General features: G+C 61.4%; 16 protein-coding genes and 5 pseudogenes. 8 read left to right on the forward strand and 13 right to left on the reverse strand.

The window, feature by feature from the left end; genetic code table 11:
- The 3 genes and pseudogenes from ACR52_RS24260 to ACR52_RS24270 form a co-directional block, all read right to left on the reverse strand.
- Positions 1 to 340, reverse strand: a pseudogene (locus ACR52_RS24260) (ribonucleotide-diphosphate reductase subunit beta); the annotation flags it as partial.
- A gap of 458 nt (positions 341 to 798) precedes the next feature.
- Positions 799 to 2,091, reverse strand: coding sequence for a PQQ-dependent sugar dehydrogenase (locus ACR52_RS24265; protein ID WP_048730292.1), 1,293 nt, complete (start codon positions 2,089 to 2,091; stop codon positions 799 to 801).
- Positions 2,088 to 2,510 (reverse strand): DUF2231 domain-containing protein, encoded by a 423-nt coding sequence (locus tag ACR52_RS24270; RefSeq protein ID WP_048730295.1) that lies wholly within the window; start codon positions 2,508 to 2,510, stop codon positions 2,088 to 2,090. The genes ACR52_RS24265 and ACR52_RS24270 overlap by 4 nt, the downstream gene beginning before the upstream one ends.
- A 185-nt stretch (positions 2,511 to 2,695) precedes the next feature.
- Between ACR52_RS24270 and ACR52_RS24275 the strand changes: the two genes are divergently transcribed.
- Complete coding sequence (locus ACR52_RS24275; protein WP_048730297.1) at positions 2,696 to 3,724, forward strand: UV damage endonuclease UvsE; 1,029 nt, start codon at positions 2,696 to 2,698, stop codon at positions 3,722 to 3,724.
- A 39-nt stretch (positions 3,725 to 3,763) separates the two neighbouring features.
- Positions 3,764 to 4,558, forward strand: coding sequence for a nucleotidyltransferase domain-containing protein (locus ACR52_RS24280; RefSeq protein ID WP_048730299.1), 795 nt, complete (start codon positions 3,764 to 3,766; stop codon positions 4,556 to 4,558).
- Here ACR52_RS24280 and ACR52_RS31880 read toward each other — a convergent pair.
- Positions 4,548 to 5,315: a methyl-accepting chemotaxis protein gene (locus tag ACR52_RS31880; RefSeq protein WP_408003352.1), complete on the reverse strand. Its 768-nt coding sequence runs from the start codon at positions 5,313 to 5,315 to the stop codon at positions 4,548 to 4,550. The genes ACR52_RS24280 and ACR52_RS31880 overlap by 11 nt on opposite strands.
- Positions 5,316 to 5,402: 87 nt before the next feature.
- Positions 5,403 to 6,500, reverse strand: a pseudogene (locus ACR52_RS31885) (cache domain-containing protein); the annotation flags it as partial.
- A 303-nt stretch (positions 6,501 to 6,803) separates the two neighbouring features.
- Here ACR52_RS31885 and ACR52_RS29765 point away from each other — a divergent pair.
- Positions 6,804 to 7,043 (forward strand): annotated as a pseudogene (locus ACR52_RS29765) (glutathione binding-like protein); the annotation flags it as partial.
- Positions 7,044 to 7,229: 186 nt separating this feature from the next.
- On the opposite strand, the pseudogene ACR52_RS31620 reads toward ACR52_RS29765, so the two are convergent.
- A pseudogene (locus tag ACR52_RS31620) lies at positions 7,230 to 7,634 on the reverse strand (Asp/Glu racemase); the annotation flags it as partial.
- A gap of 235 nt (positions 7,635 to 7,869) precedes the next feature.
- On the opposite strand from ACR52_RS31620, the gene ACR52_RS24295 reads away from it, so the two are divergent.
- Together ACR52_RS24295 and ACR52_RS24300 are read left to right on the forward strand one after the other, a co-directional pair.
- Positions 7,870 to 8,319 (forward strand): HIT family protein, encoded by a 450-nt coding sequence (locus ACR52_RS24295; protein WP_048730300.1) that lies wholly within the window; start codon positions 7,870 to 7,872, stop codon positions 8,317 to 8,319.
- Positions 8,316 to 8,750 (forward strand): bleomycin resistance protein, encoded by a 435-nt coding sequence (locus ACR52_RS24300; RefSeq protein WP_048730302.1) that lies wholly within the window; start codon positions 8,316 to 8,318, stop codon positions 8,748 to 8,750. Before ACR52_RS24295 ends, ACR52_RS24300 begins: the two co-directional genes overlap by 4 nt.
- Positions 8,751 to 8,925: 175 nt before the next feature.
- On the opposite strand, the gene ACR52_RS24305 is transcribed toward ACR52_RS24300, so the two are convergent.
- From ACR52_RS24305 to ACR52_RS32020, 3 genes and pseudogenes are all read right to left on the reverse strand, one after another.
- Positions 8,926 to 9,522: a cysteine hydrolase family protein gene (locus tag ACR52_RS24305; protein WP_048730304.1), complete on the reverse strand. Its 597-nt coding sequence runs from the start codon at positions 9,520 to 9,522 to the stop codon at positions 8,926 to 8,928.
- 189 nt (positions 9,523 to 9,711) lie between these two features.
- Entirely contained in the window at positions 9,712 to 10,809 is a 1,098-nt protein-coding gene (locus ACR52_RS24310) for a methyl-accepting chemotaxis protein (protein WP_455430628.1), read from the reverse strand.
- A gap of 195 nt (positions 10,810 to 11,004) precedes the next feature.
- A pseudogene (locus tag ACR52_RS32020) lies at positions 11,005 to 11,277 on the reverse strand (PAS domain-containing protein); the annotation flags it as partial.
- Positions 11,278 to 11,439: 162 nt separating this feature from the next.
- Between ACR52_RS32020 and ACR52_RS24315 the strand changes: the two are divergent.
- A complete protein-coding gene (locus ACR52_RS24315) occupies positions 11,440 to 13,638 on the forward strand; it encodes an OsmC domain/YcaO domain-containing protein (RefSeq protein WP_048730307.1) in 2,199 nt (732 codons plus the stop codon).
- A gap of 255 nt (positions 13,639 to 13,893) precedes the next feature.
- Here the strand turns inward: ACR52_RS24315 and ACR52_RS24320 are convergent, their stop codons facing one another.
- Positions 13,894 to 15,060, reverse strand: a complete 1,167-nt coding sequence (locus ACR52_RS24320; RefSeq protein ID WP_048730309.1) for a cystathionine gamma-synthase — start codon at positions 15,058 to 15,060, stop codon at positions 13,894 to 13,896.
- On the reverse strand, positions 15,057 to 16,433 hold the full coding sequence (locus ACR52_RS24325) for a pyridoxal-phosphate dependent enzyme (RefSeq protein WP_048730311.1): 1,377 nt from the start codon (positions 16,431 to 16,433) through the stop codon (positions 15,057 to 15,059). Before ACR52_RS24325 ends, ACR52_RS24320 begins: the two co-directional genes overlap by 4 nt.
- A gap of 267 nt (positions 16,434 to 16,700) precedes the next feature.
- Here ACR52_RS24325 and atzF point away from each other — a divergent pair, with 267 nt between their 5' ends.
- Both atzF and ACR52_RS24335 read left to right on the forward strand, forming a co-directional pair.
- The gene (gene atzF / locus ACR52_RS24330) at positions 16,701 to 18,497 is read left to right on the forward strand and encodes an allophanate hydrolase (RefSeq protein ID WP_048730313.1); all 1,797 of its coding nucleotides are present in this window, start codon (positions 16,701 to 16,703) and stop codon (positions 18,495 to 18,497) included.
- Positions 18,498 to 18,499: 2 nt separating this feature from the next.
- Positions 18,500 to 19,198 (forward strand): GntR family transcriptional regulator, encoded by a 699-nt coding sequence (locus ACR52_RS24335; RefSeq protein ID WP_048730314.1) that lies wholly within the window; start codon positions 18,500 to 18,502, stop codon positions 19,196 to 19,198.
- Positions 19,199 to 19,441: 243 nt separating this feature from the next.
- Here ACR52_RS24335 and dapA read toward each other — a convergent pair whose 3' ends face one another.
- Together dapA and ACR52_RS24345 are read right to left on the reverse strand one after the other, a co-directional pair.
- Complete coding sequence (dapA, locus tag ACR52_RS24340; protein WP_048730315.1) at positions 19,442 to 20,305, reverse strand: 4-hydroxy-tetrahydrodipicolinate synthase; 864 nt, start codon at positions 20,303 to 20,305, stop codon at positions 19,442 to 19,444.
- A gap of 259 nt (positions 20,306 to 20,564) precedes the next feature.
- Entirely contained in the window at positions 20,565 to 21,572 is a 1,008-nt protein-coding gene (locus ACR52_RS24345) for an alpha/beta hydrolase (RefSeq protein WP_048730316.1), read from the reverse strand.
- Position 21,573: the final 1 nt, after the last annotated feature.

Raw genomic sequence — 21,573 nt, forward strand, 5'->3', positions numbered from 1 at the left:
AGCCGTCGAGGTACTTTTGCCAGGCCCAGTCGTACTTGAAGGGTACGAGTTGGTTGAGGTCGGCGCGGCAGTTGATCATGCGCTTTTCGTCAACGGCGACGCGGGCGGCGGAGCCTTCGAGTTCGGCGAGGCCTTCGGCGACGTCGAGTTTGTCGAGGGCAGCCTTGGCGCGGATGATCGCGGCGGAGTCGTTGGCGGTCACGTTGCGCGCTTCCAGCGCAGCGGCGGCGCCGGCACCGTCGAGGCGGTCCATGTTGGCTTCGCTCGCGTGGCCGGCGTTGGCGCCTCTGATCACCGCTGCACCGGTGTCTTCGTTGTCGACTTCATCCCAACTCAGCATTGAAATACTCCTTCCTGGTCTGTTCTGACGGTGTGTGATCCCGTCCAAAAATATTCGATTTTGCAGGCTACTAGGCATTGAAATACTGCGCGTAGTGTGGTCGGTAAATACCGATACTGCACACTATGTAGTGGTCTGTTCTGTTTGTGGGCACACTATATGGTGTGTAACAGGGATGGTCAACGCACAAGATGTGCGGTTATCGGTCGCTGCCAGGAGCGCGCTGAATCTGTAGAAGTCCGGCTTGCCGGCGATGGCTGCCTCAAGATCGGCAGTGATCTCGCGGACGCCGGGGGCGATAGGGGTACCTGCCAGCGTTGTAGGGCGGGGGGGCTTTTTGAGGCTGAAGAGTAGGGGGTATACCTGTCCGTTTCCAGGTAACGGCGGCCTATGGTTCCGCTGTTGCAGCGGGTCACTTTTGGCAAACGGCCAAAAGTGACCCGGGCAGGATCAAGCCGCTATTGATTACGCGTCACACGCCAGAGGGTATTCGCCAAGTCATCCGCAATGATCAACGCACCTTTCGGGTCAACCGTGACGCCCACCGGGCGGCCACGTGTCTTGCCGTCGTCACCGCGAAAGCCGGTGGCGAAGTCAATCGGTTCACCGGACGGTTTGCCGTTGCTGAACGGTACGAAGATCACTTTGTAGCCCACCGGATTGTCGCGGTTCCAGCTGCCGTGCTCGCCGACAAACACGCCGTCGGCGAATTTCTCGCCCATCTCGGGTATCGAGAAGTCGACGCCCAGTGCCGCCACATGGGAGCCCAGGCTGTAATCCGGCTTGATCGCGGCGGCGACCTTGGCCGGGTTCTGCGGTTGGGCGCGGGTGTCGACGTTCTGGCCCCAGTAGCTGTAAGGCCAGCCATAAAAGGCACCTTCGCGCACCGAGGTCAGGTAGTCCGGCACCAGGTCGGGGCCGAGCTCATCGCGCTCGTTGACCACCGTCCACAATTGCCCGGAGCCCGGCTGGATGGTCAGCGCGGTAGGGTTGCGCAAGCCGGTGGCGTACGGTTTATGTGCGCCGGTCGCCGCATCGATCTGCCATACCATTGCCCGGTCAATCTCTACTTCCATGCCGCGCTCGGTGATGTTGCTGTTGGAGCCGATGCCCACGTAGAGCTGACGTCCGTCGGCACTCACGGCCAGGGACTTGGTCCAGTGGTGGTTGATCTGCGCCGGCAGGTCGGTGACTTTGACGGGCGCGCCGCTGGCTTTGGTCTGGCCGTCGGTGTAGTCGAAGCGCACTAGCGCATCCTGGTTAGCCACGTAGAGCTTGCCGTCGGCAAAGGCCAGGCCGTAGGGCGCATTGAGGTTGTCGGCGAACACGGTTTTCAGCTCGTAGGTGCCGTCACCGTCGGCGTCGCGCAGCAGCGTAAGGCGGTTGCCGCTCTTGACCTTGGTGTTGCCCTCGGCCTTGATCAGGCTGGCGATCACGTCCTTGGGCTTGAGCTTGGCAGCGCTGCCGCCACGGCCTTCGGCGACGAGGATGTCGCCGTTGGGCAGCACCAGGGTCTGGCGCGGGATGGCCAGGTCAGTGGCGATGGCGGTGACGCTGTAGCCTTCGGGTACTTTGGGTTTTTGATCGCCCCAGGGCGTCGGTTCGGCAATCTTCATGCTCGGCAGCAGGCTGCTTTGCGGGTCCGGCAGTTTGGGATCGGGGCCGCGCGCCTGGGTCTTGTCGCCTTCGCCGCCACAGGCGCTGAGCAACAGCGCAACGCTTAACAAGGTCAGTGTGCTGGACGTTTTCATTGGGCATCTCCCGAGCGCAGGTTGGTCAGGCCGACGCCGGTTGCCACCACCGCCAGTAACGTCACGATCACCGACAGCACCAGGCCGGTCGGCATCATGGCGAATGCGTCCTTGGCATGTTGGAAGGCGTTAACCAAGCCCAGCACCCAGGTGGCCAGCAGCAACAGGAAATACACGACGGGTCGCCCAGCCTTGCGCTCGGCACGCACCAGGTTGACCAGCGCAAACAACAGCGCCAGCCCGCAGAACACCAGCGCGCCAGCGATCAGCCAGGAGGCGAAGTTGGCCCATTGAATCTGGTAGGTCTGGTAGTAGGCAATGTCGCTGAGCAAGGCCCCGAGAAACAGCGGCACGGTGCCGGCGAGCAAGGTCGCATGCAGCGGCCCGGGGGTGTACCGGTAGGCGGGGAGGGTAGTCATGGGGGTGGCGGCTCCTTATCGTTCAGCGCTCCTGGGCTTAGGGGCACTGTGACTGCGCATAGGAAAGGAGCGTTCCGCTTGTAAGATAGTTCACCAGTTTTCGTGTCGAAATATTAGGAACCCTCTGGGTAGGCCCCGGCCTAACGCCGTATCATCCAGCCCTTAATCCCTGGCAGGCGCCCCCCATGACCCACCCTCGCATCGGCTTCGCGTGCCAGTACCAGCATTCCGAACGTTTACTGTCGGCCAGTGCGCTGAAGTTGATTGAAGGCCCGTTCAACCCACGCACGACCACCTTGCGCTGGATGAACAGCGTTGAACCGCAGGTCGCGCGCGACAAACTGGTCGAAATCATTACGCACAACCTTGCGGCCCAATTGCGTCTGCTGGCCTACGTCGCTGAACTGCCGCCGACCTTGCACATGCTGCGCCTGAGCAGTGATCTGCTGCCGTTCTACAGCCATCCGCAGGTGGCGGCCTTCTACACCGACCCGGCCATCCAGCGCCAACTGGCAGAAGGCTTTGCCGCCATCGGCGAGCTGGCGCGCGCGTCGGATATTCGCCTGTCGTTCCACCCTGGCCAATATTGCGTGCTGGGCTCGGAAAACCCCGGCGTGGTGGAAAACAGCGTGGCCGAGTTCGAATACCACGCCGACATGATTCGCATGATGGGCTACGGCCGACACTTCCAGGACCTCAAGTGCAATGTGCACATCGCCGGGCGCCTGGGGGTGGAAGGCACGCGCGCGGTGTGGTCACGCTTGTCGCAAGTGGCGCGCAACTGCATCACCTTCGAGAACGACGAGAAGACTTACGGCCTGGATCATTGCCTGAAAGTCGCCGATCTGGCGCCGGTAGTCCTGGATATTCACCACTGCTGGGTCAACGAGAACGAGTACATCGACCCCGAATCGCCCCGGGTGGCCCAAGTGATCGACAGTTGGCGCGGGGTGCGGCCGACCCTGCACTACTCGCAACCCCAGGAAGTCTTGCAGGAACTGGGCTTTGACGCCGAACACAAGCTGGAAATGGACGCGCTGCTGAAAGCGGTCTCCAAACGCGACCTCTATGCCCACAGCGCGCAGATGTGGAACCGCTGGACCAACGACTATGCGCTGCAGTTTCTCGACCGCTTCGACATCATGCTCGAAGCCAAGCACAAGAACGTCGCGACACTGGCGTTTTATGAGCACTGGAAGCGTCGCTCAGCCTGAACGTTCAATTTTTTCACCGCCAAACAAGGAGACGTCCCCTTGAGTCACGATCGTTCCACGGGCATCGACGCGCAGGGTTTTATCCTCACCGTTCCTGTTGTCCCTGTGCAGCCTGAATTCCAGTTACTGCTGGACGACGTCTGCGTCACGCTTTCGCAGGTCGAGCCGGGCCTGGACGGCATTTATCTGTATGGCAGCGTCGCTAGAGGCGATGCCACTCCAGGTGCGTCCGACCTCGACCTCACGCTGGTGCTGCGCGAGCCGCCAACCCCTCAGGTGCTGGAGCAATTGGAAGGGCTGCGGTGTGCACTGGAGCAGCGTCACCCGCAGGTCAGCAAGATCGATTTCGATATTGGCCACCGCGCGCAAGTACTCGCGCACGAGAACAGCAACCGCTGGGGTTTCTGGCTCAAACATCATTGCAGGTGTGTGTGGGGCGATGATCTCTCTCTGCACTTCGAGCGGTTTCGGCCGTCGCGAGAAATCGCCTTGGCGATCAATGGCGACTTCGAACCGGTGCTCACCGCGTATCTCGCGCATATCGAACACGCCAGCGCTGAGCTCGAACGCCATCGCCTGCAACGCGAAGCTGCGCGCAAGCTGATCCGTGCGACTCATGTATTGCGTGCGGAAGGCACGCTGACGTGGCCGCACACCCTCGAAGACCACGTCGCATTGTTCGTTGAGCATTACCCGACGATGCGCATCCAGATTGCGTACTTCCTGTTTGAGGCGAGGAACCCGAGCGCTGAGCGCGATCAGTTTTCGACTCGCCTGCATACCTTTCTGGCCTGGATGGTTGCGCAGCAGGCAGTGCCCCCCACTAGGACTTGAACCGCCCCACCAACCCATTCAGCTCTGCCGACAGGCTCGACAGCCGCCCCGAATCATCCTGCGCAGAATGGGCCAGGCTCTCCACCAATCGCGCCTCGTCGTAGATCTGCTGGATGTGCCGGTTGATCTCTTCGGCCACGCTGTGCTGCTCTTCGGCGGCGGCCGAGATCTGCAGGTTCTGGTCGCGTATCTCGTTGACCGACAGCTGTATGCCTTCAAAGCTGTCCCGCGCGCTTTCAATGGACGACACACTGGCGCGCGACAGGTCCAGGCAACTGCCCATTTTCTGCGTGACTTCCTCGGTCTTGCTGCCGAGGGTACCGAGCAGGTACTCGATTTCGCCGGTGGAGTCGGAGGTGCGCTTGGCCAGGGCCCGTACCTCATCCGCCACCACCGCAAAGCCGCGACCCTGGTCGCCAGCCCTGGCGGCTTCAATCGCAGCGTTGAGCGCCAGCAGGTTGGTCTGTTCGGCAATCGCGCGGATGGTGCCAATGATCTGGTTAATGCTGCGGCTGCCGGCTTCCAGCTCGACCATGGCCTGGGACGATTCAGTCAGGCGTCGGCCAAGGCGATTGACGTTGTCCGTGGTGACTTCGATCTGTTGCTTGCCCTCGGCCACACGCTGGTGACCGTTCTCGGCAGACTCCGCCGCACTGCTGCAGGACCGCGCAACCTCGTTGGCGGTGGCAACCATTTCGTTGAACGCGGTGGACACCAACTCCACCGCCTCACGCTGGCGCCCGGCGGCCTCGTTCATGTTGTGCGCCACTTCGCTGTTGACCCGCGAAGCGTCCTGCAGGTTGGTCGAAGCCGCGCCGATATGCTGGATCAACTGGCGAATCGCCGCGAGAAACTTGTTGAACCAGCCGGCCAGTTCGGCGGTTTCATCCTTGCCCTGCACCTGCAGTTCGTGACGCAGGTCACCTTCGCCCTGTGCGATCGATTGCAACCCGGTGCTGACCTGGCCAATCGGCTTGACGATCACCTTGGAAAACGCCGCCGCAATCAACCCGAAGATCAGCACCAGCACCGCTACGATGACCGTGGTCAGGTAGGTCATGCGGGTGGCGGCGGCCATCACTTCGCTGTATTCGATCAAACCCACATAGCGCCAGCCAAGGCCCGGCGAGGTCCAGATATTCGCCATGTAGCGCACCCCATCGATCACCACCTCGGTGGAACCCTGCGGCGTCTCGGCCAGATGCGCATAGGGCGCGCCAAGATCCTTGAGCGGCTTGAAGTTGTGCCCGGCGTCGCGCGGGTCGACCAGCACCACGCCGTCCTCGATCAGCATCACGTAGCCGCTTTCACCCAGCTTGATGCTCTTGACCAGCTCGGTGAGGTTTTTTAGCGACACGCTCACCACGAACACGCCCTTGGCCTTGCCGGCGTTATCCAGTAATGCCCGCGCGGTGCCGACCAGCGCCACGTCGTCTTTGTCGTAATAGTAAGCGGGGGTGCGCACGGTTTTGCCGGGGCTGGCCATGGCGGCCTTGTACCAGGGGCGTGTGCGCGGGTCGTACTTGGCCAGTTGCGGGTCATCGGGCCATTTGGCGTAGGTGCCGTCTTCCAGGCCGATGGACAGAATCGCTGCGGATGGGTGCGTGGCGCCGAAGCGTGCAAAACGCTCAATCACCTGCTGAGCCTCTGCGGGCAGCGGTTCGCTGGCGGCGTTGGCAGGCTGGTAGTTTTTTAGAGTGTTCACGGAAGTGTATACAGGATCTGCTGACATTTGATCGACGTTCTGCAGTGTACCGTCGAAGAACTGCCGAATGTTGCCATCGATCTGGCGGATTTCGCGGGTGCTGCCGTCAATGAACTGGTCGACCGCCTGGGTGCGCGTGTTCATGACGGAGATCACGGCGACCAGGCTCACCGGGATAAAAGCAACGGAGACGAACGCAAGTACCAGCTTATTTTTTATTTTCATCGAGACGACCATCGGCAGGGAGGGCGGCCAAATCGTCGACTCAAGATGAGATGCGGCGATTTGCTATCACTGCTTGTTTCGGCTCGAGGGTCGTAAATCTTTAGCGATATTTTGTGTACAGCTAAAAACAGAATTGTCTCGGCGTCCGGCGTTGCGGTCAGCGCAGCTCCGTCCTGATGGTGACATCGGGGGGATATCGCAGAACGGGAGGCCCACCTGGTGCAAGCATGGCTCCCATCCGTTATGCGGGAATAAGCCCCGCGTCGTGATGATGGCTTCCCAGGCTTTTTCGCTCACGTGTCAATGCCTCAGTTCAAAGCGGTTAGAGCGATGCACTATCTCGATAACATTCTAAAAAATAGACCGTTTGTCGCGGGCAATGAGTTTTCAATGGCGGACATTGCGGTACTCGGCGGTTTGATTTTCGCCGCGTTGGTGAAACTGCCGATACCCGATGAGTGCGAGGCACTGCGTGCCTGGCTTGACAGAATGAACCAGCGGCCCAGCGTTCAGTCCTGGCGTGCGATGGTGGCGCAGGGTGATCTGGAAAGCTGAGCGTACTAGGGGGGCGGCATTGGTTGTGTCCAGTGCCTGAGCCTTGGTAGCTGGGAGCGCTGCAGTTGCCTGATCGACATCGCCCTGGCAGTCGATGAGCGCCTGCAGGACTGCTCTCAGGCCGGCTGTTGCGCTGGTAAGGGGCGGCGGGCCGGCGGTGACCAGCGCGGCGGCACCGCCCATGGATGCCTGTGCCAGGGCAACTATGGATACACCGCAAAGATAGGCCTGGTCTGCCGCCTTGGCGATGGTCGCCAGGTAGCCGTCGATATCACCCGACTTGAACAGCACCCATGCGCCGGGGACGAGTTGCACCTCCACGGATGCGTGGAATTGCCGTGCCGCCTGGAAGAACAGGCGCGAGGTCGGCTGGAGTGTGGTGTCGACGGCGCACAGGACTGCGATGTTGCCGCCGGCCTGGACCGCAGCGATGGCCAAGGCTTCATCCGTTCGCAAAATGGGCACGGTGGTTGTTGCAGCGAGGCCTTCGACTGCCGGGCCAAGGGTCGAGCAGGTGAGTAAAACGGCGTCGGCCTGTTGAGCGAGGGCAAGCAGTGTCGATGTTGTTGAATGGGCAATTTCAGCAGTCAGGCAGCCAGCGTGCTCGGCGGCTGCAGGAGGTCTTCCCGGACTTCGTGATGCAGAACTTCGGGGGCGATGCCCAGTGCTTTTGCGGCGGAGTCAAAGACCGCTATGTTGCTTGGCGCCGTATGAAGGCAAGTGATTCGCATGAGTCTGATTCCCGCATAACGTAATGGCCACGTCGAAACAAACCTTTAGCACAGCTAAGATGCAGTCGGCACTCTAAAACCACTAAGGACGATACATGCCGCTGATTACGGAACGAGTAGAACAGGCCCGCAACGGTGCCAACGATAAAGTCATTTGCCGCATGCCTTCCGGCTGGGCGGTGATGGGCGACGTGCAATTTCTACCGGGCTACTGCCTGCTGCTGCCCGATCCGGTGGTTGCCAGCCTGAATGACCTGGCTCCGCAGGCGAGGGCCATTTACCTGCTCGACATGGTCCGGATCGGCGATGCCGTGCTGGAGGCGACCGGCGCGCTGCGGATCAACTACGAGATATTGGGTAATTCGGAGCCTGAGTTGCACTGCCATCTGTTCCCGCGCTACGCCTCGGAGCCGGATGACAAACGCTCGATGCCGGTGTGGTTCTACGACTGGAAAACCGCACTGCCTTATGCCGAAGAAACGCACGGGAATTTGCGCAAGAAAATAGCGCAGTTACTGAATGCCGTGCTGGAGGCGAGCTCATGATGCAAAGGAATAAACTCGTCCCGGAGTTGACGGTGACGGACCTGAGCAAAAGTCTCGAATTCTGGGTGTCTTTCCTGGGCTTTGAAGTGGCCTATCAGCGTTTGGAAGAAGGTTTCGCCTACCTCGATCTGGACGGCGCCCAGGTGATGCTTGAGCAGGTCGATCCCCTCGCCAATCAATGGCAGACCGGCGCACTGGAGCGGCCGTTTGGTCGCGGTATGAATCTGCAGGTTGACGTCGCGGCGGTCCTTCCGTTGCTTCAACGGCTGGATGAGGCGGCGTACCCGCTTTTCAAAACCTGCAAGGATGTCTGGTACCGGGCCGGCGAGGTTGAGGTGGGGCAACGCGAGTTTCTGGTTCAGGACCCGGATGGTTATCTGGTGAGGCTGGTTGAGCGGTTGGGCGAAAGGGCAGGGCCTGATGCCGTGTAGGAGCGAGCTTGCTCGCGAAGAACGTCAAGGATGACGCAGCGTGCCTGGTTAATCGTGGCGCTCTTGGGTTTTTCGCGAGCAAGCTCGCGCCTACACGTTACGTATCAACCCGCGATTGCGTTCAGCTCTGCGAATACGTCATCTGGCAGCTCCAGATCGGCCACCTGCGTCGGTGTCACGTTGCTGATGCCGATAGGGCGCACAAGTCCTTGCAACCTGCAGTCAGAATTTCAGCCGTTTCAATCACCCTGGCATAGTCCATCGCAAGGTTACTCAACGACAGCGCGTGCACATCCTCAGCGGGCCATACACGCCCGGCCAAATCGGTTTGATCGAACGTATAGCAGGCATCCGCAACCACGATCACGTCAAAGCCCAGATTGCCGCCTGATCGCGCCGTGGCCTCAACGGAGTTGTTGGTGATCACACCAACGATCACCAGTTGCCGGATCGAGCGCACATGCAGCCAGCGCTCCAGGCCTGTGGCAGTGAAGGCGTCCGGAACGTTCTTTTCCACGACATGCTCGTGCCCAAGCGGCTGCAACGCTGGCTGGAACTCGCAGCCGGGTTGCCCTGGCCAGAACACGGAGTCAGGCGAGCGAGAAATATGCCGTACGTGGATGACGGGGCGCTGGGATTGCCGCCATGCGCCCAACAGGGACTGCATCTGCAACTCGGCATCGGGATTGTTCCGTCTCCCCAGTTTGGTGTGGTTCATGCCCTGTTGCATGTCGATGATCAGCAATGTTGCGTTCGTATCCAACGGTTCCATGAGATATCCCCATCGCGTGTTAGCGCCAGACCGAAATCATGGTCGCCGATGCTCCCATCGCTCGCCGGTGCGATCAATCACCGATTGTGAACCTTTAGGGAGTGCTTTGTTAAGTGGACGAACCGGATATCCGCACCCGTCATCCAAAGCCTTGCGGCATTGAGGATGACGGGCGTCGGTTATGGCCCGTCAGCGATTGAAACGTTCAACCAACGCATATTGGGTGGAGGCGGTATGGGTCAGTTTTTTACTGAGGCCGGTGGATTGATGGGCTTGCAACGAGGTCTGGTCGGCCAGTTCGGCAATCGTGGTGATGTTGCGGCTGATCTCCTCGGCCACAGCGCTCTGTTCCTCGGTGGCGGCGGCAATTTGGGTGGTCATGTCCGTGATATGGGAGACCGCTTCGCTGATGCCGACCAATGCCTGGTCCGCCTCAAGCACCCAGGCCACGCCTTCCTGTGCCTGGCGATGACCGTTTTCCATGCTTTGCACGGCGTTGTTGGAGGAGGCCTGCAGCTTGGAGATCAACCCGTGGATCTGGGTGGTGGAGTGCGACGTCCGTTGTGCCAGTTGTCTCACCTCGTCAGCGACCACCGCAAAGCCCCGGCCCATGTCGCCGGCGCGGGCTGCTTCGATAGCGGCATTGAGTGCCAGCAGGTTGGTCTGGTCGGCGATACCTTTGATCACGTCAACCACGCTGCCGATTTCGTCGCTGTCCCTGGCCAATTGCGCCACTGTGATGCCGGTCTCGCCAACCACGGCGGAGAGACGCTCGATGGCTTCGCGGGTATCGCGAGCGATCTCGCGGCCACGCCCGGTCAGCAGATTGGCTTGCTGGGTGGCATCCGCAGTGCGCTGGACATGGCTGGCGACTTCCTGGGTGGTTGCGGCCATCTGGTTCACGGCGGCCGATACCTGCTCGGTTTCGACGCGCTGGCGATCCAGCCCCTTCGAACTGGCCGTGGCCAGTTGGTCGGATTGCACGGCCAGCGCACTGAGCTGTTCGGCACTGTCCTGCAGGCGGGTGAGGCAAGTCTTCAGGCGCGCGGCCTGGCTGAGGAACGCGGTCTCCAGGCGCGCCTGGGGGCCGCGTTCATCGCTGTACATCTGTGCAATCAACGCATCCGAGGTTGAGGGTTCGACCGATGCCAATATCCGTAGCGTTGCACGCTGACGCACCCGGGTGCCGATCACGCCCACGGGCACCGCGACGGCCACAGCCACTGCAATGGCCAGCGGTGCGCTGAGGAACAGCCCGGCCACGCTGCCGGCCACTGCCGTAGCCATAAAGGGTACGCAGTTCAATAACGTCGGCAGCCAGTTGTCTTGTGGGGGAACGGCGGATTTGCCCTGACTGATGCGCCGATAGAGCGCCTGGGCGCGCCGGATCTCATCGGCGGTCGGTTTGACCCTGACCGATTCGAACCCAACCACCTTGCGGCCTTCGAAGATGGGTGTGACGTAAGCGTTGACCCAATAATGATCGCCGCTTTTCGAGCGATTCTTGACGATACCCATCCACGGCAGCCCTTGCTTGAGCGCGCTCCACATATGGGCAAACACGGCAGGCGGGACATCGGGGTGACGCACGATATTTTGCGGCGCGCCGATCAGGTCGGACCTTTCGAAACCGCTGATGTCGACAAAGGCATCGTTGCAGTAAGTGATCATCCCTTGTACATCGGTTGCGGAGATGAGTTTTTGTGACGGCGCGAGTGAAATTTCGCGTTGTGTAACGGGCTGGTTGTTGCGCATTCGACTACTCCCTGAATTGCCTGCAGTACATCGGCAGCCGTTCAGATAAGTTGACAGCCTATCGTCTGACAAGGCGGAGAATGCGCGAAAGCACGAGACTTCAAGCGCAAATGCCGGATAATGGCGGCCAATTTGTTTAGCTCGTTATTCTGGTGTGCCCGCATGGAAATTAAGGTCAACTTTCTCGACAACCTCAGGCTTGAAGCCAAGTTCGATGATTTCACGGTCATTGCCGACCAGCCCATTCGCTACAAGGGCGACGGTTCGGCACCGGGGCCGTTCGATTACTTCCTGGCTTCGTCGGCGTTGTGTGCGGCGTACTTTGTGAAGCTGTACTGCGAAACGCGCAGTATCCCCACGGAAAACATTCGGCTGTCGCAGAACAACATCGTTGACCCGGAAAACCGCTACAACCAGATTTTCAAGATCCAGGTCGAGTTGCCGGCAGACATTTCCGACAAGGATCGTCAGGGCATCCTGCGCTCCATCGACCGTTGCACCGTGAAGAAAGTCGTGCAGGCCGGGCCAGAGTTCGTCATCGAAGAAGTGGAAAACCTCGACGCCGATGCCCAGGCTTTGCTGATGCCGGTCTCGACGTCCGAAGCGGGCACCTACATCGCCGGCAAGGACCTGCCGCTGGAGCAGACCATCGCCAACATGTCCGGCATCCTGGCCGGCCTGGGGATGAAGATCGAGATCGCTTCGTGGCGCAATATCGTGCCTAACGTGTGGTCGCTGCATATCCGCGATGCCCACTCGCCGATGTGCTTTACCAACGGCAAGGGCGCGACCAAGGAAGGCGCGCTGGCGTCGGCGTTGGGCGAGTTTATTGAGCGGCTCAACTGCAACTTCTTCTACAACGACCAGTTCTGGGGTGAAGAACTGGCCAACGCGCCGTTCGTGCATTACCCGGACGAGCGCTGGTTCCAGCCGGGCCGCAAGGATGAGCTGCCGACCGAAATCCTCGATGCCTACTGCCTGAAGGTCTACAACCGCGACGGCGAACTGCGCGGCTCGCACCTGTTCGACACCAACTCCGGCAATGAAGAACGCGGCATTGTTTCGCTGCCGTTTGTGCGTCAGTCGGACGGCGAGGTGGTGTACTTCCCGTCCAACCTGATCGAAAACCTCTACCTCAGCAACGGCATGAGCGCGGGCAATACCTTGGCCGAAGCCCAGGTGCAGTGCCTGTCGGAAATTTTCGAGCGTGCGGTGAAACGCGAAATCATCGAAGGTGAATTTGCACTGCCGGATGTACCCGCGCAAGTGTTGGCCAAATACCCGGGTATTCTGGCCGGCATTCAAGGCCTGGAAGCGCAAGGCTTCCCGGTATTGGTCAAGGATGCGTCCCTGGGCGGCGAGTTCCCGGTGATGTGCGTGACCTTGATGAACCCGCGCACGGGTGGTGTGTTCGCCTCGTTCGGCGCGCACCCAAGCCTGGAAGTGGCACTGGAGCGCAGCCTCACCGAACTGCTGCAGGGCCGCAGTTTCGAAGGCTTGAATGATCTGCCGCAGCCGACCTTTGAAGGCCATGCAGTCACCGAGCCGAACAACTTCGTCGAGCACTTTATCGACTCCAGCGGGGTGGTGTCGTGGCGCTTTTTCAGCGCCCAGTCGGATTACGAATTCGTTGAGTGGGACTTCTCGGGCCAGGGCGAAGACTCCAACGCCCAGGAAGCCGCCACGTTGTTTGGCATCCTCGAAAACATGGGTAAAGAGTCCTACATGGCGGTGTACGAGCACCTCGGTGCTACCGCCTGCCGCATCCTCGTGCCGGACTACTCGGAAATCTACCCGGTGGACGACCTGATCTGGGACAACACCAACAAGGCGCTGTTTTTCCGCGCCGACATCCTCAACCTGCATCGCCTGGATGACGCTGAATTGAAGGCGTTGGCCGAGCGTCTGGTGGAAAGCGAACTGGACGACTACACCGACATCACCACCTTGATTGGCATCGAGTTTGACGACAACACCGCGTGGGGTCAGTTGACCATCCTCGAGTTGAAGCTGCTGATCTACCTCGCCTTGAATCAATACGAAGAAGCGAAGGAAGCGGTGGAAATGTTCCTGCAGTACAACGACAACACCGTTGAGCGTGGGCTGTTCTACCAGGCGGTGAATGCGGTGCTGGAGATGGAACTGGACGAGGACCTGGAACTGGCAGACTACGAAGCCAACTTCCGCCGGATGTTTGGCAATGAGCGGATGGATGCAGTGATTGGCTCGGTTAATGGCAGTGTGCGGTTTTATGGGTTGACGCCGACCAGCATGAAGCTGGAAGGGTTGGACCGGCATTTGCGGTTGATCGACAGCTACAAGAAACTGCACAGCGCGCGAGCAGCGGTCTCTATCAAGTAGCCTCGATCCTTGTGGGTGATTGGGCTTGTTGTTGTGAGCTGGCTTGGTGTGGCAAACGGGCTTTTTGTGGCGAGCGGGCTTGCCCCGCGTTGGGCTGCGAAGCGGCCCCAGTAAAGCCAGCGCCGTTTTTCAGTTAGAACGCATCTGCAGGTTTTGGGGCTGCTTCGCAGCCCAACGCGGGGCAAGCCCGCTCGCCACAAAAAAAGCGCACCACAACAAACCTGCTAACCACAAAAGCCCGCTCACCGGTGGCCGTTAGATCAGCGCCAGCGCCTGCGCCAGATCTGCCCGTAAATCCTCCACCTCCTCAACCCCCACCGACAACCGCACCAACCCGTCGCCAATCCCCAATTGCGCCCGCGTCGCCGCCGGAATACTCGCATGGGTCATGATGGCCGGGTGTTCGATCAGGCTTTCCACGCCACCCAGGCTTTCGGCCAAGGCGAAGATCTTCACGTTTTCCAGAAAGCGAGTAGCACCGGCCAGGTCGCTGTTCAAGTCCACTGAAATCATCCCGCCAAACCCGCGCATCTGCCGGCGTGCCAGTTCATGTTGGGGATGCGACGCCAGCCCTGGGTAATAAACCCGCGACACTTGCGGCTGTTGTTCCAGCCAGGTCGCCAGGTCCAGTGCATTGCTGCAATGCCGTTCCATGCGCAGCGCCAGGGTTTTCACGCCGCGCAGGGTCAGGAACGCGTCGAAGGGACCTGCGATGGCGCCGACCGAGTTTTGCAGGAAGCCCACGCGCTCGGCCAACTCTGGGTTATCGCCGACGATGGCGATGCCGCCGATCACGTCGGAGTGGCCGTTGAGGTATTTGGTGGTGGAGTGCACCACGATGTCGAACCCCAGTTCCAGCGGGCGCTGAATCCACGGGCTGGCGAAGGTGTTGTCGGCCACGCAGATAATCCCGCGGTCGCGGCAGATGCGTGCGATGGCACTGAGGTCGGTCAGGCTCAGCAGCGGGTTGCTCGGGGTTTCGACCCAGACCATACGCGTGTCGTCCTGCAGGGACGCTTCAAAGGCCGACAAATCACTCAGGTCGACAAAGCTGAAGCGGTGCCCGGCACTGCGCTGGCGCACCTTGTCGAACAGGCGAAAAGTGCCGCCGTACAGGTCGTTGCCGGAGACGATATGGCTGCCGGCATCCAGCAGTTCGAGCACGGTGGAAATCGCCGCCAACCCGGAGGCAAAGGCAAACGCCTGGCTGCCGCCTTCAAGGTCGGCGACGCAGCGCTCCAGGGCAAAACGCGTGGGGTTGTGGGAGCGGCCGTAGTCGAAACCCTTATGTACACCGGGGCTGTCTTGCAGGTAGGTGGAGTTGGCGTAGATCGGCGGCATCAGCGCGCCCGTGGTCGGGTCGGGTGATTGCCCGGCGTGAATCACGCGGGTGGCAAAGGCACTTTTATCGGGCTGACTCATGCAAGGGATCTCCGTAGGTGGTTGAGCAGATCGACGCGGGTGATCAGGCCGTGGAAGCCCGACGCGTCGGCAATGATGGCGACCAGGCCACGATCCAGTTCCGCCTGCAGCTCAGCCAGGCTGGCGCTGGGCGCCAGGGTGTGCAAGGTGTTGGTCATGGCACTGGCGACGACCATGGAAAACTCCGCCGCGTCGTGGTGCAGGCTCAGCAGGATGTCGGACTCGTCGATCACGCCCACCAGCTCCTGGCCGTCCACCAGCACCGGCAGTTGTGAGATGTCCGCCAGGCGCATGCGCTGGAAGGCGGTGAGCAGGGTGTCGTCGGGACTGACGCTGATCACACGGCCGTCCTCGAAGCGACGGGCGATCAGGTCGCGCAGGTCGCCGTAGTGCTTGTATTGCAGCAGGCCGGCATCCTTCATCCATTGGTCGTTGTAAACCTTCGACAGGTAGCGCGTGCCGGTGTCGCACACGAACGTGACCACGCGCTTGGGCTCGGTTTGCTCGCGGCAATACCGCAGGGCTGCAGCGAGCAGGGTGCCGGTGGATGAGCCACCGAGAATGCCCTCGGCCTTGAGCAATTGGCGGGCGTGGTCGAAGCTTTCTTCATCGCTGATGGAATAGGCGTGGCGCACGCTGGACAGGTCGGCAATCGATGGAATGAAGTCTTCGCCGATGCCTTCCACCGCCCAGGACCCCGGTGTTTCCAGGGTGCCGCTGCGGCTGTATTCGGCCATTACCGAGCCCACTGGGTCAGCCAGTACCATGACAAGATCCGGCTGGACGCGTTTGAAGAAGCGAGTCAGGCCGGTGAGGGTGCCGGCCGAGCCGACGCCCACGACGATGGCGTCGAGGTCATGCTGGGTTTGCGCCCAGATTTCCGGCGCGGTGCTGGTCTCGTGGGCCAGCGGGTTGGCCGGGTTGTTGAACTGGTCGGCGAAGAACGAATCGGGAATGTCCTTGGCCATTCGCGCGGCGACGTCCTGATAATACTCAGGGTGGCCCTTGCCGACATCGGACCGAGTAATGTGCACCTCGGCACCCATGGCCTTGAGGTGCAGCACCTTTTCGGTGGACATTTTGTCGGGTACCACCAGCACCACGCGGTAGCCCTTGGCCCGGCCCACCAGCGCGAGCCCCAGGCCGGTGTTGCCGGCAGTGGCTTCGATAATCGTGCCACCAGGGCGCAGGCGGCCGTCGCGCTCGGCGGCGTCGATCATGGCCAGGCCGATGCGGTCCTTGATGGAGCCACCGGGGTTTTGCGATTCGAGTTTGAGAAACAGCGTGCAGGGGCCGGTATCAAAGCGGCTGACCCGAACCAGCGGCGTGTTGCCGATCAGTTCGAGCACGGCGGGGCGTGAAAGTGTGGGCATGTCGTCACCTGGGTACGGGATGGGTACAGGGCGGGGGACAGCGAACTGTAAGGCATGGCTTGGAACATAGGCCGGTATCGCGTGGGTCGCAACCGAGCGGTCCGCTGAATGTCTTTTTTTGGCGCATGGGCGATGCCTGGGTGCGCCAACAGCGCGCAGGCTTGATACGTCGGATTGATCGGACAGCCCCGCAATCATTACGCATCGGCATTTGGCCTGAGGTTTGCTTTAGAGAAATCCAAACTTGGATACAAGATGGAGCGCCCTATGCACAGCGTTATTGGCTGGACCCTCGGCGAATGGCTTGCCGCCTATCGCAGCGGTGCAATGACCCCGGACATCCTGCTGACCCTGGCCGCCGAATACCCCGCCGCCGACACTGCCTGGATCGCCCGAGCGCAACCTGAACAATTAGCCGCTCAACTGGCGCAACTGGCAGAGCGCCTGGCAGCCCTGGGGGGCGATATTGCCAAGTTGCCGCTGTACGGCGTGCCGTTTGCCATCAAGGACAATATTGATGCGGCTGGATGGGACACCACGGCAGCCTGCCCTGAATTTGCCTACGCTGCGACGTCGGATGCCACCGTGCTCGCCAAATTGCGTGCTGCCGGAGCGATCCTGATGGGCAAGACCAACCTCGATCAATTCGCCACCGGGCTGGTGGGCACGCGCTCGCCTTTTGGCGCGGTGCGCAACAGCCTCAACCCGGCGTATGTGAGCGGCGGTTCCAGTTCCGGCTCTGCCTCGGTGGTGGCGCGTGGGCTGGTGGCGTTTTCACTGGGCACTGACACCGCAGGTTCCGGGCGGGTGCCGGCGGGGTTCAACAATATCGTCGGCTTGAAGCCGACCAAGGGCCGCTTGTCCAATACGGGCCTGGTGCCGGCGTGTCGCACCGTTGACTGCATCTCAGTGTTCGCGTTGACGGTGGAAGACGCCGAATCCGTTGCGAACGTGGCGGCGGGTTATGACCCCAGCGATGCCTATTCCCGCACCAACCCCAATACTGCGCCGGTCGCGGTGGCTACATCGATCAAGCTGGCCATCCCGGCGAGCCTGGAGTTCTTCGGCGATACCCAGAACCAGGCCGTGTTCGAGCAGGCTGTCGAGGGCTTCAAGGCCCTCGGCGCGGTGATCACCCCGGTGGATTTCACTCCGTTCAAGGCGTTGGCGGACCAGTTGTATTTCGGCCCGTGGGTGGCTGAACGCACGGTGGCTTTGGAAGGCATGCTTGAACGCCAGCCGGAGGCGATCAACCCGGTGGTGCGCGGCATCGTTGAAAACGGCCGCACCTACAGCGCCTGTGATGCCTACAAAGCCGAATACCTGCGTGCCGAATTGAGCCGGCGGATCAACGACACGCTGGCCGGTTTCGATGCACTGCTGGTGCCGACTTCGCCGACGATTCGAACCCTTGAAGACATGGCCGTTGAGCCGGTGCGCTACAACTCGCAGTTCGGCTACTACACCAACTTCACTAACCTCGCGGACCTGTCGGCATTGGCACTGCCGGCGGGCCTACGGGTCGATGGTTTGCCCAGCGGCATCACCTTGCTCGCACCGGCCTGGCATGACGCGGCCCTGGCTCATCTGGGCAAACGCTGGCAGGCCAGCCTTGACCTGCCGCTGGGTGCCACCCAACGCTATTTGCCGGCGCCGGCGCCGGTCAAGCAAGCGCTGGGCACCGTGCGGGTAGCGGTGGTGGGGGCACACCTCACCGGCATGCCGCTGAACTTCCAGCTGACTACGCGCAACGCAGTGCTGGTTGAGCAAACCCAGACGGCCAACCACTATCGCCTGTATGCGCTGCCGGGCACGGTGCCGCCGAAGCCGGGGCTCGCCAAGGCCGACAGCGGCCGCTCAATTATCGTCGAGCTGTGGGATATGCCCCTCGCACGCTTTGGTGAATTCGTCGCCGAGATTCCCGCGCCCTTGGGCATCGGCAACCTGACCCTGGCGGACGGGCGCAGCGTCAAGGGGTTCATCTGCGAGCCCTGGGCCCTGGCCGACGCCCTGGATGTCACCGAGTTCGGCGGCTGGCGTGCCTACGTCACCAGCAAGGGGTAAGCATGCAGCTCATCGCGCCGAGAACAACCAAAGAGCGCCCCGACAGCCTGGCCGAACAGATCTACGCGCAACTCAAGGCGGATATTTTCGACTTTCGCCTGCTGCCGGGTGACCGTTTCAGCGAAGGTGAAGTGGCCGAACGCATGCACGCCAGCCGTACGCCGGTGCGCCAGGCCCTCTATCGCCTGGAGCGGGAAGGCTATGTGGAGGTGTATTTTCGCAGTGGCTGGCAGGTGAGGCCGTTCGACTTCACCTATTTCGAAGAGCTGTACGACGTACGGATCGTGCTGGAGTTGGCCGCCGTCGCACGCTTGTGCCTGATGGACGCGCCCGACAATGCGGTGCTCGATGGGCTCAAGGCGACCTGGCTGGTGGAGGAGGGTGAGCGCGTGCAGGACACGCAAACAGTGTCCGAGTTGGACGAACGCTTCCATTGCGCCCTGGTGGAAGCCACCGGCAACCGTGAAATGGCGCGTATGCACTACGCCATTACGGAAAAAATCCGCATCATTCGCCGCCTCGACTTTACCCAGGCGCCGCGTATTGCCGCGACTTACGAGGAGCATGAGCAGATAGTGAACGCGATCCTGCAACGGCGCAGCGATCAGGCGCAGCACCTGCTCAAGCGGCATATCGAGCTGAGCAAGCAAGCGGTGCGCGAGATCACGTTGCATCGGTTGCATGTGGCCAGGCAGGGTTGAAATGGCATGCGGCATGTAGTGTGAGTAGGGGCCGTTGTGGCGAGCGGGCTTGTTGTGGCGAGCGGGCTTGCCCCGCGTTGGGCTGCGAAGCGGCCCCAAGCCAGACGCCACTGTTCTATCTTGAAGAATGCGGTGGTTTTATTGGGGCCGCTTCGCAGCCCAACGCGGGGCAAGCCCGCTCGCCACAACAAGCCCGCTCGCCACAATAATCCTAATCCCCACAACAAGCCCGCTCGCCACAGGTTAAAGGCCCCTACTCAAAAGACTCTGCAGTCTAGCCACCACCGCTTCACTGGCCCCTTGCATCGGCGCGCGCAGTTCACTGCCGATCAACCCTTCCAACGCCAACGCCGCCTTCACCGGCGCCGGGTTCGGCTCCATGAACATCGCATTGATCAACGGCACTAACTCAAAGAACGTCGCCCGTGCCTCCGCCAACTGGTTGTCCCGCACCTGCTGCCATAGCGCCACAAACCGCTCGGTGCGCACATGCGCCGACGCCGCAATCGCCCCACTGGCGCCCAGGCACAGCGCGTTGAAAATTTGGATGTCTTCGCCACACAACACATCCACCTCACCACTGGCCAACAGCGCCAGGGTATTGCCCAGGTTGCCGCCGCAATCCTTGATCGCCACGATCCGCGCATGCCTGACGATGCTCAACAGCGTGGCCTGCTCAAACGTCACGCCGGTGCGATAGGGAATGTCATAGAGAATGATCGGCACGCTGGAGGCGTCCGCCACCGTGCGGAAAAACGCTTCAAGGCCTGCCTGGGAAGGGCGGATATAGCTGGGGGCGGGCACCAGCAAACCCGCCACCGGGCGCTTGAGGATTTCGCCCTGGAACTGCAGCAATTCGATCTGGTTGTTGCCCGCCAGGCCCATCACTACGCGGTGCGCCGGCACCCACTGCAACACGGCATCGAGCACCGCCAGTTGTTCGTCACGGCTCAACGAAGCCGCTTCCCCTGTGGTGGTGCAGACCATGATGCCGGCAACGTGCTTTTCCAGCAGGTGGCCGACCAGCCGACGCAGGCCGATGTAGTCGATGGCACCGTCCTGAAACGGTGTGACCACGGGAACCCAGATACCTTGAAACGCGGACATACACATACTCCTGATGATTGACCGATAACGTCACCGTCAGAAGGGCAGAGGGAATTGTGCAAGGGGGGAGACCGTCGCGCTCAATGTCCTGTCAGCTCATCTGACGGGACAGCGCGCCCCGGTCACATGAGCGACTGTTTCTTCGATTTGAGGGCGTGCGCAACGCAACCTTGCGCCTTGGCAATCAAGCCAATGGCGCAATGGTTAACGGAAGGCGATGCGGACATGAGCTGACACACCCTGAAGAAGGCGTCCATCTTCAGGGGATGTCAGCAAATGTGTCAACCCCTGTAGGCGCCGGCAGATGTTCGCGCACGAACTCGGCCACTTCTGCAACCAGCTCCGCATCTTCCGGCGCGCCCATGAAGCCGCCATGGGGCATCGCTTCGAAAATATGCAGCACTGCCGGCACCCGCGCCTGACGCAACGCGCGGTGCATACGCACCGTGTTGGACAGGAACAGATCCCGCGTGCCGCTTTGCAGGAAGGTCGGCGGAAAGCCCGCTGCGAAGTCGCCAAACAGCGGGGACAGGTACGGGTGGGACAGGTCCGCGCCGTCGGCATACAGCAGGTTGACGCCCATCAGCGGGTTGGGCAGCACGACATCGACGGTACGGTTGACCTGAAAACTGTCGCCCGACTCGGTCAGGTCCGCTTCCGGCGACAACAGCACCAGTGCCGCCGGCAATGGCAAGCCCTCGTCACGGGCGCGCAAGACCATCGCCGCAGCGAGGTTGCCCCCGGCTGAGCGGCCGCCGATCACGATGTGTTCAGCGGCGTGGCTTTTGAGTACATGCCGGTAGGTGGCCAGGCAGTCATCCAGCGCCGCCGGGTAAGGGTGATCGGGCGGCATGCGGTAGTCCACGCCGTAGCAGACCATGCCGTGCAGGTCGGCCGCCTTACCGGCGGCGATACGGCAGTTTTCACCGCCACCGAACACCAGCGCGCCGCCGTGCAGGTCGATGTAGGCAAAACCCGTGGGATTTGCGGGGGTCGCTACGTGCACGGTGGCGGTGGCTACGGTGATGGTTTCCAGGCTGGCGTGCAGCAACGCCTCAAGGCCTGCGTTTGCACTGGCCTGGTACTGGGCAACGGCGGCTTGCCTGAGGCGCCAGCCGTCGTGGTCCTCGGGCTCGGGCATCGCGTACAAGGCGTTCAAGGGCGCGCCGTCTTCACCGACCAGGCGCTTGAGGGTCGCCTGGGCCTCGAGGCTGATCGATGACGGAACCGGGATCACCCTGGGGTCGATTTTCACGCCGTTGCTCATG

Origin of the sequence: Pseudomonas fildesensis (genome assembly GCF_001050345.1) — a bacterium.
Lineage (GTDB): Bacteria > Pseudomonadota > Gammaproteobacteria > Pseudomonadales > Pseudomonadaceae > Aquipseudomonas > Aquipseudomonas fildesensis.

Excerpts from the sequence above, each read along its gene's own strand:
- ACR52_RS24305 (WP_048730304.1), bottom strand. The coding sequence starts at position 9,522 with ATGGAACCGTTGGATACGAACGCAACATTGCTGATCATCGACATGCAA.
- ACR52_RS24335 (WP_048730314.1), top strand. The coding sequence starts at position 18,500 with ATGCAGCTCATCGCGCCGAGAACAACCAAAGAGCGCCCCGACAGCCTG.
- ACR52_RS24265 (WP_048730292.1), bottom strand. The coding sequence starts at position 2,091 with ATGAAAACGTCCAGCACACTGACCTTGTTAAGCGTTGCGCTGTTGCTC.
- ACR52_RS24310 (WP_455430628.1), bottom strand. The coding sequence starts at position 10,809 with ATGGCTACGGCAGTGGCCGGCAGCGTGGCCGGGCTGTTCCTCAGCGCA.
- ACR52_RS24320 (WP_048730309.1), bottom strand. The coding sequence starts at position 15,060 with ATGAGTCAGCCCGATAAAAGTGCCTTTGCCACCCGCGTGATTCACGCC.
- ACR52_RS31880 (WP_408003352.1), bottom strand. The coding sequence starts at position 5,315 with ATGAACGAGGCCGCCGGGCGCCAGCGTGAGGCGGTGGAGTTGGTGTCC.
- ACR52_RS24315 (WP_048730307.1), top strand. The coding sequence starts at position 11,440 with ATGGAAATTAAGGTCAACTTTCTCGACAACCTCAGGCTTGAAGCCAAG.
- dapA (WP_048730315.1), bottom strand. The coding sequence starts at position 20,305 with ATGTCCGCGTTTCAAGGTATCTGGGTTCCCGTGGTCACACCGTTTCAG.
- atzF (WP_048730313.1), top strand. The coding sequence starts at position 16,701 with ATGCACAGCGTTATTGGCTGGACCCTCGGCGAATGGCTTGCCGCCTAT.
- ACR52_RS24275 (WP_048730297.1), top strand. The coding sequence starts at position 2,696 with ATGACCCACCCTCGCATCGGCTTCGCGTGCCAGTACCAGCATTCCGAA.
- ACR52_RS24300 (WP_048730302.1), top strand. The coding sequence starts at position 8,316 with ATGATGCAAAGGAATAAACTCGTCCCGGAGTTGACGGTGACGGACCTG.
- ACR52_RS24270 (WP_048730295.1), bottom strand. The coding sequence starts at position 2,510 with ATGACTACCCTCCCCGCCTACCGGTACACCCCCGGGCCGCTGCATGCG.
- ACR52_RS24295 (WP_048730300.1), top strand. The coding sequence starts at position 7,870 with ATGCCGCTGATTACGGAACGAGTAGAACAGGCCCGCAACGGTGCCAAC.
- ACR52_RS24325 (WP_048730311.1), bottom strand. The coding sequence starts at position 16,433 with ATGCCCACACTTTCACGCCCCGCCGTGCTCGAACTGATCGGCAACACG.
- ACR52_RS24345 (WP_048730316.1), bottom strand. The coding sequence starts at position 21,572 with ATGAGCAACGGCGTGAAAATCGACCCCAGGGTGATCCCGGTTCCGTCA.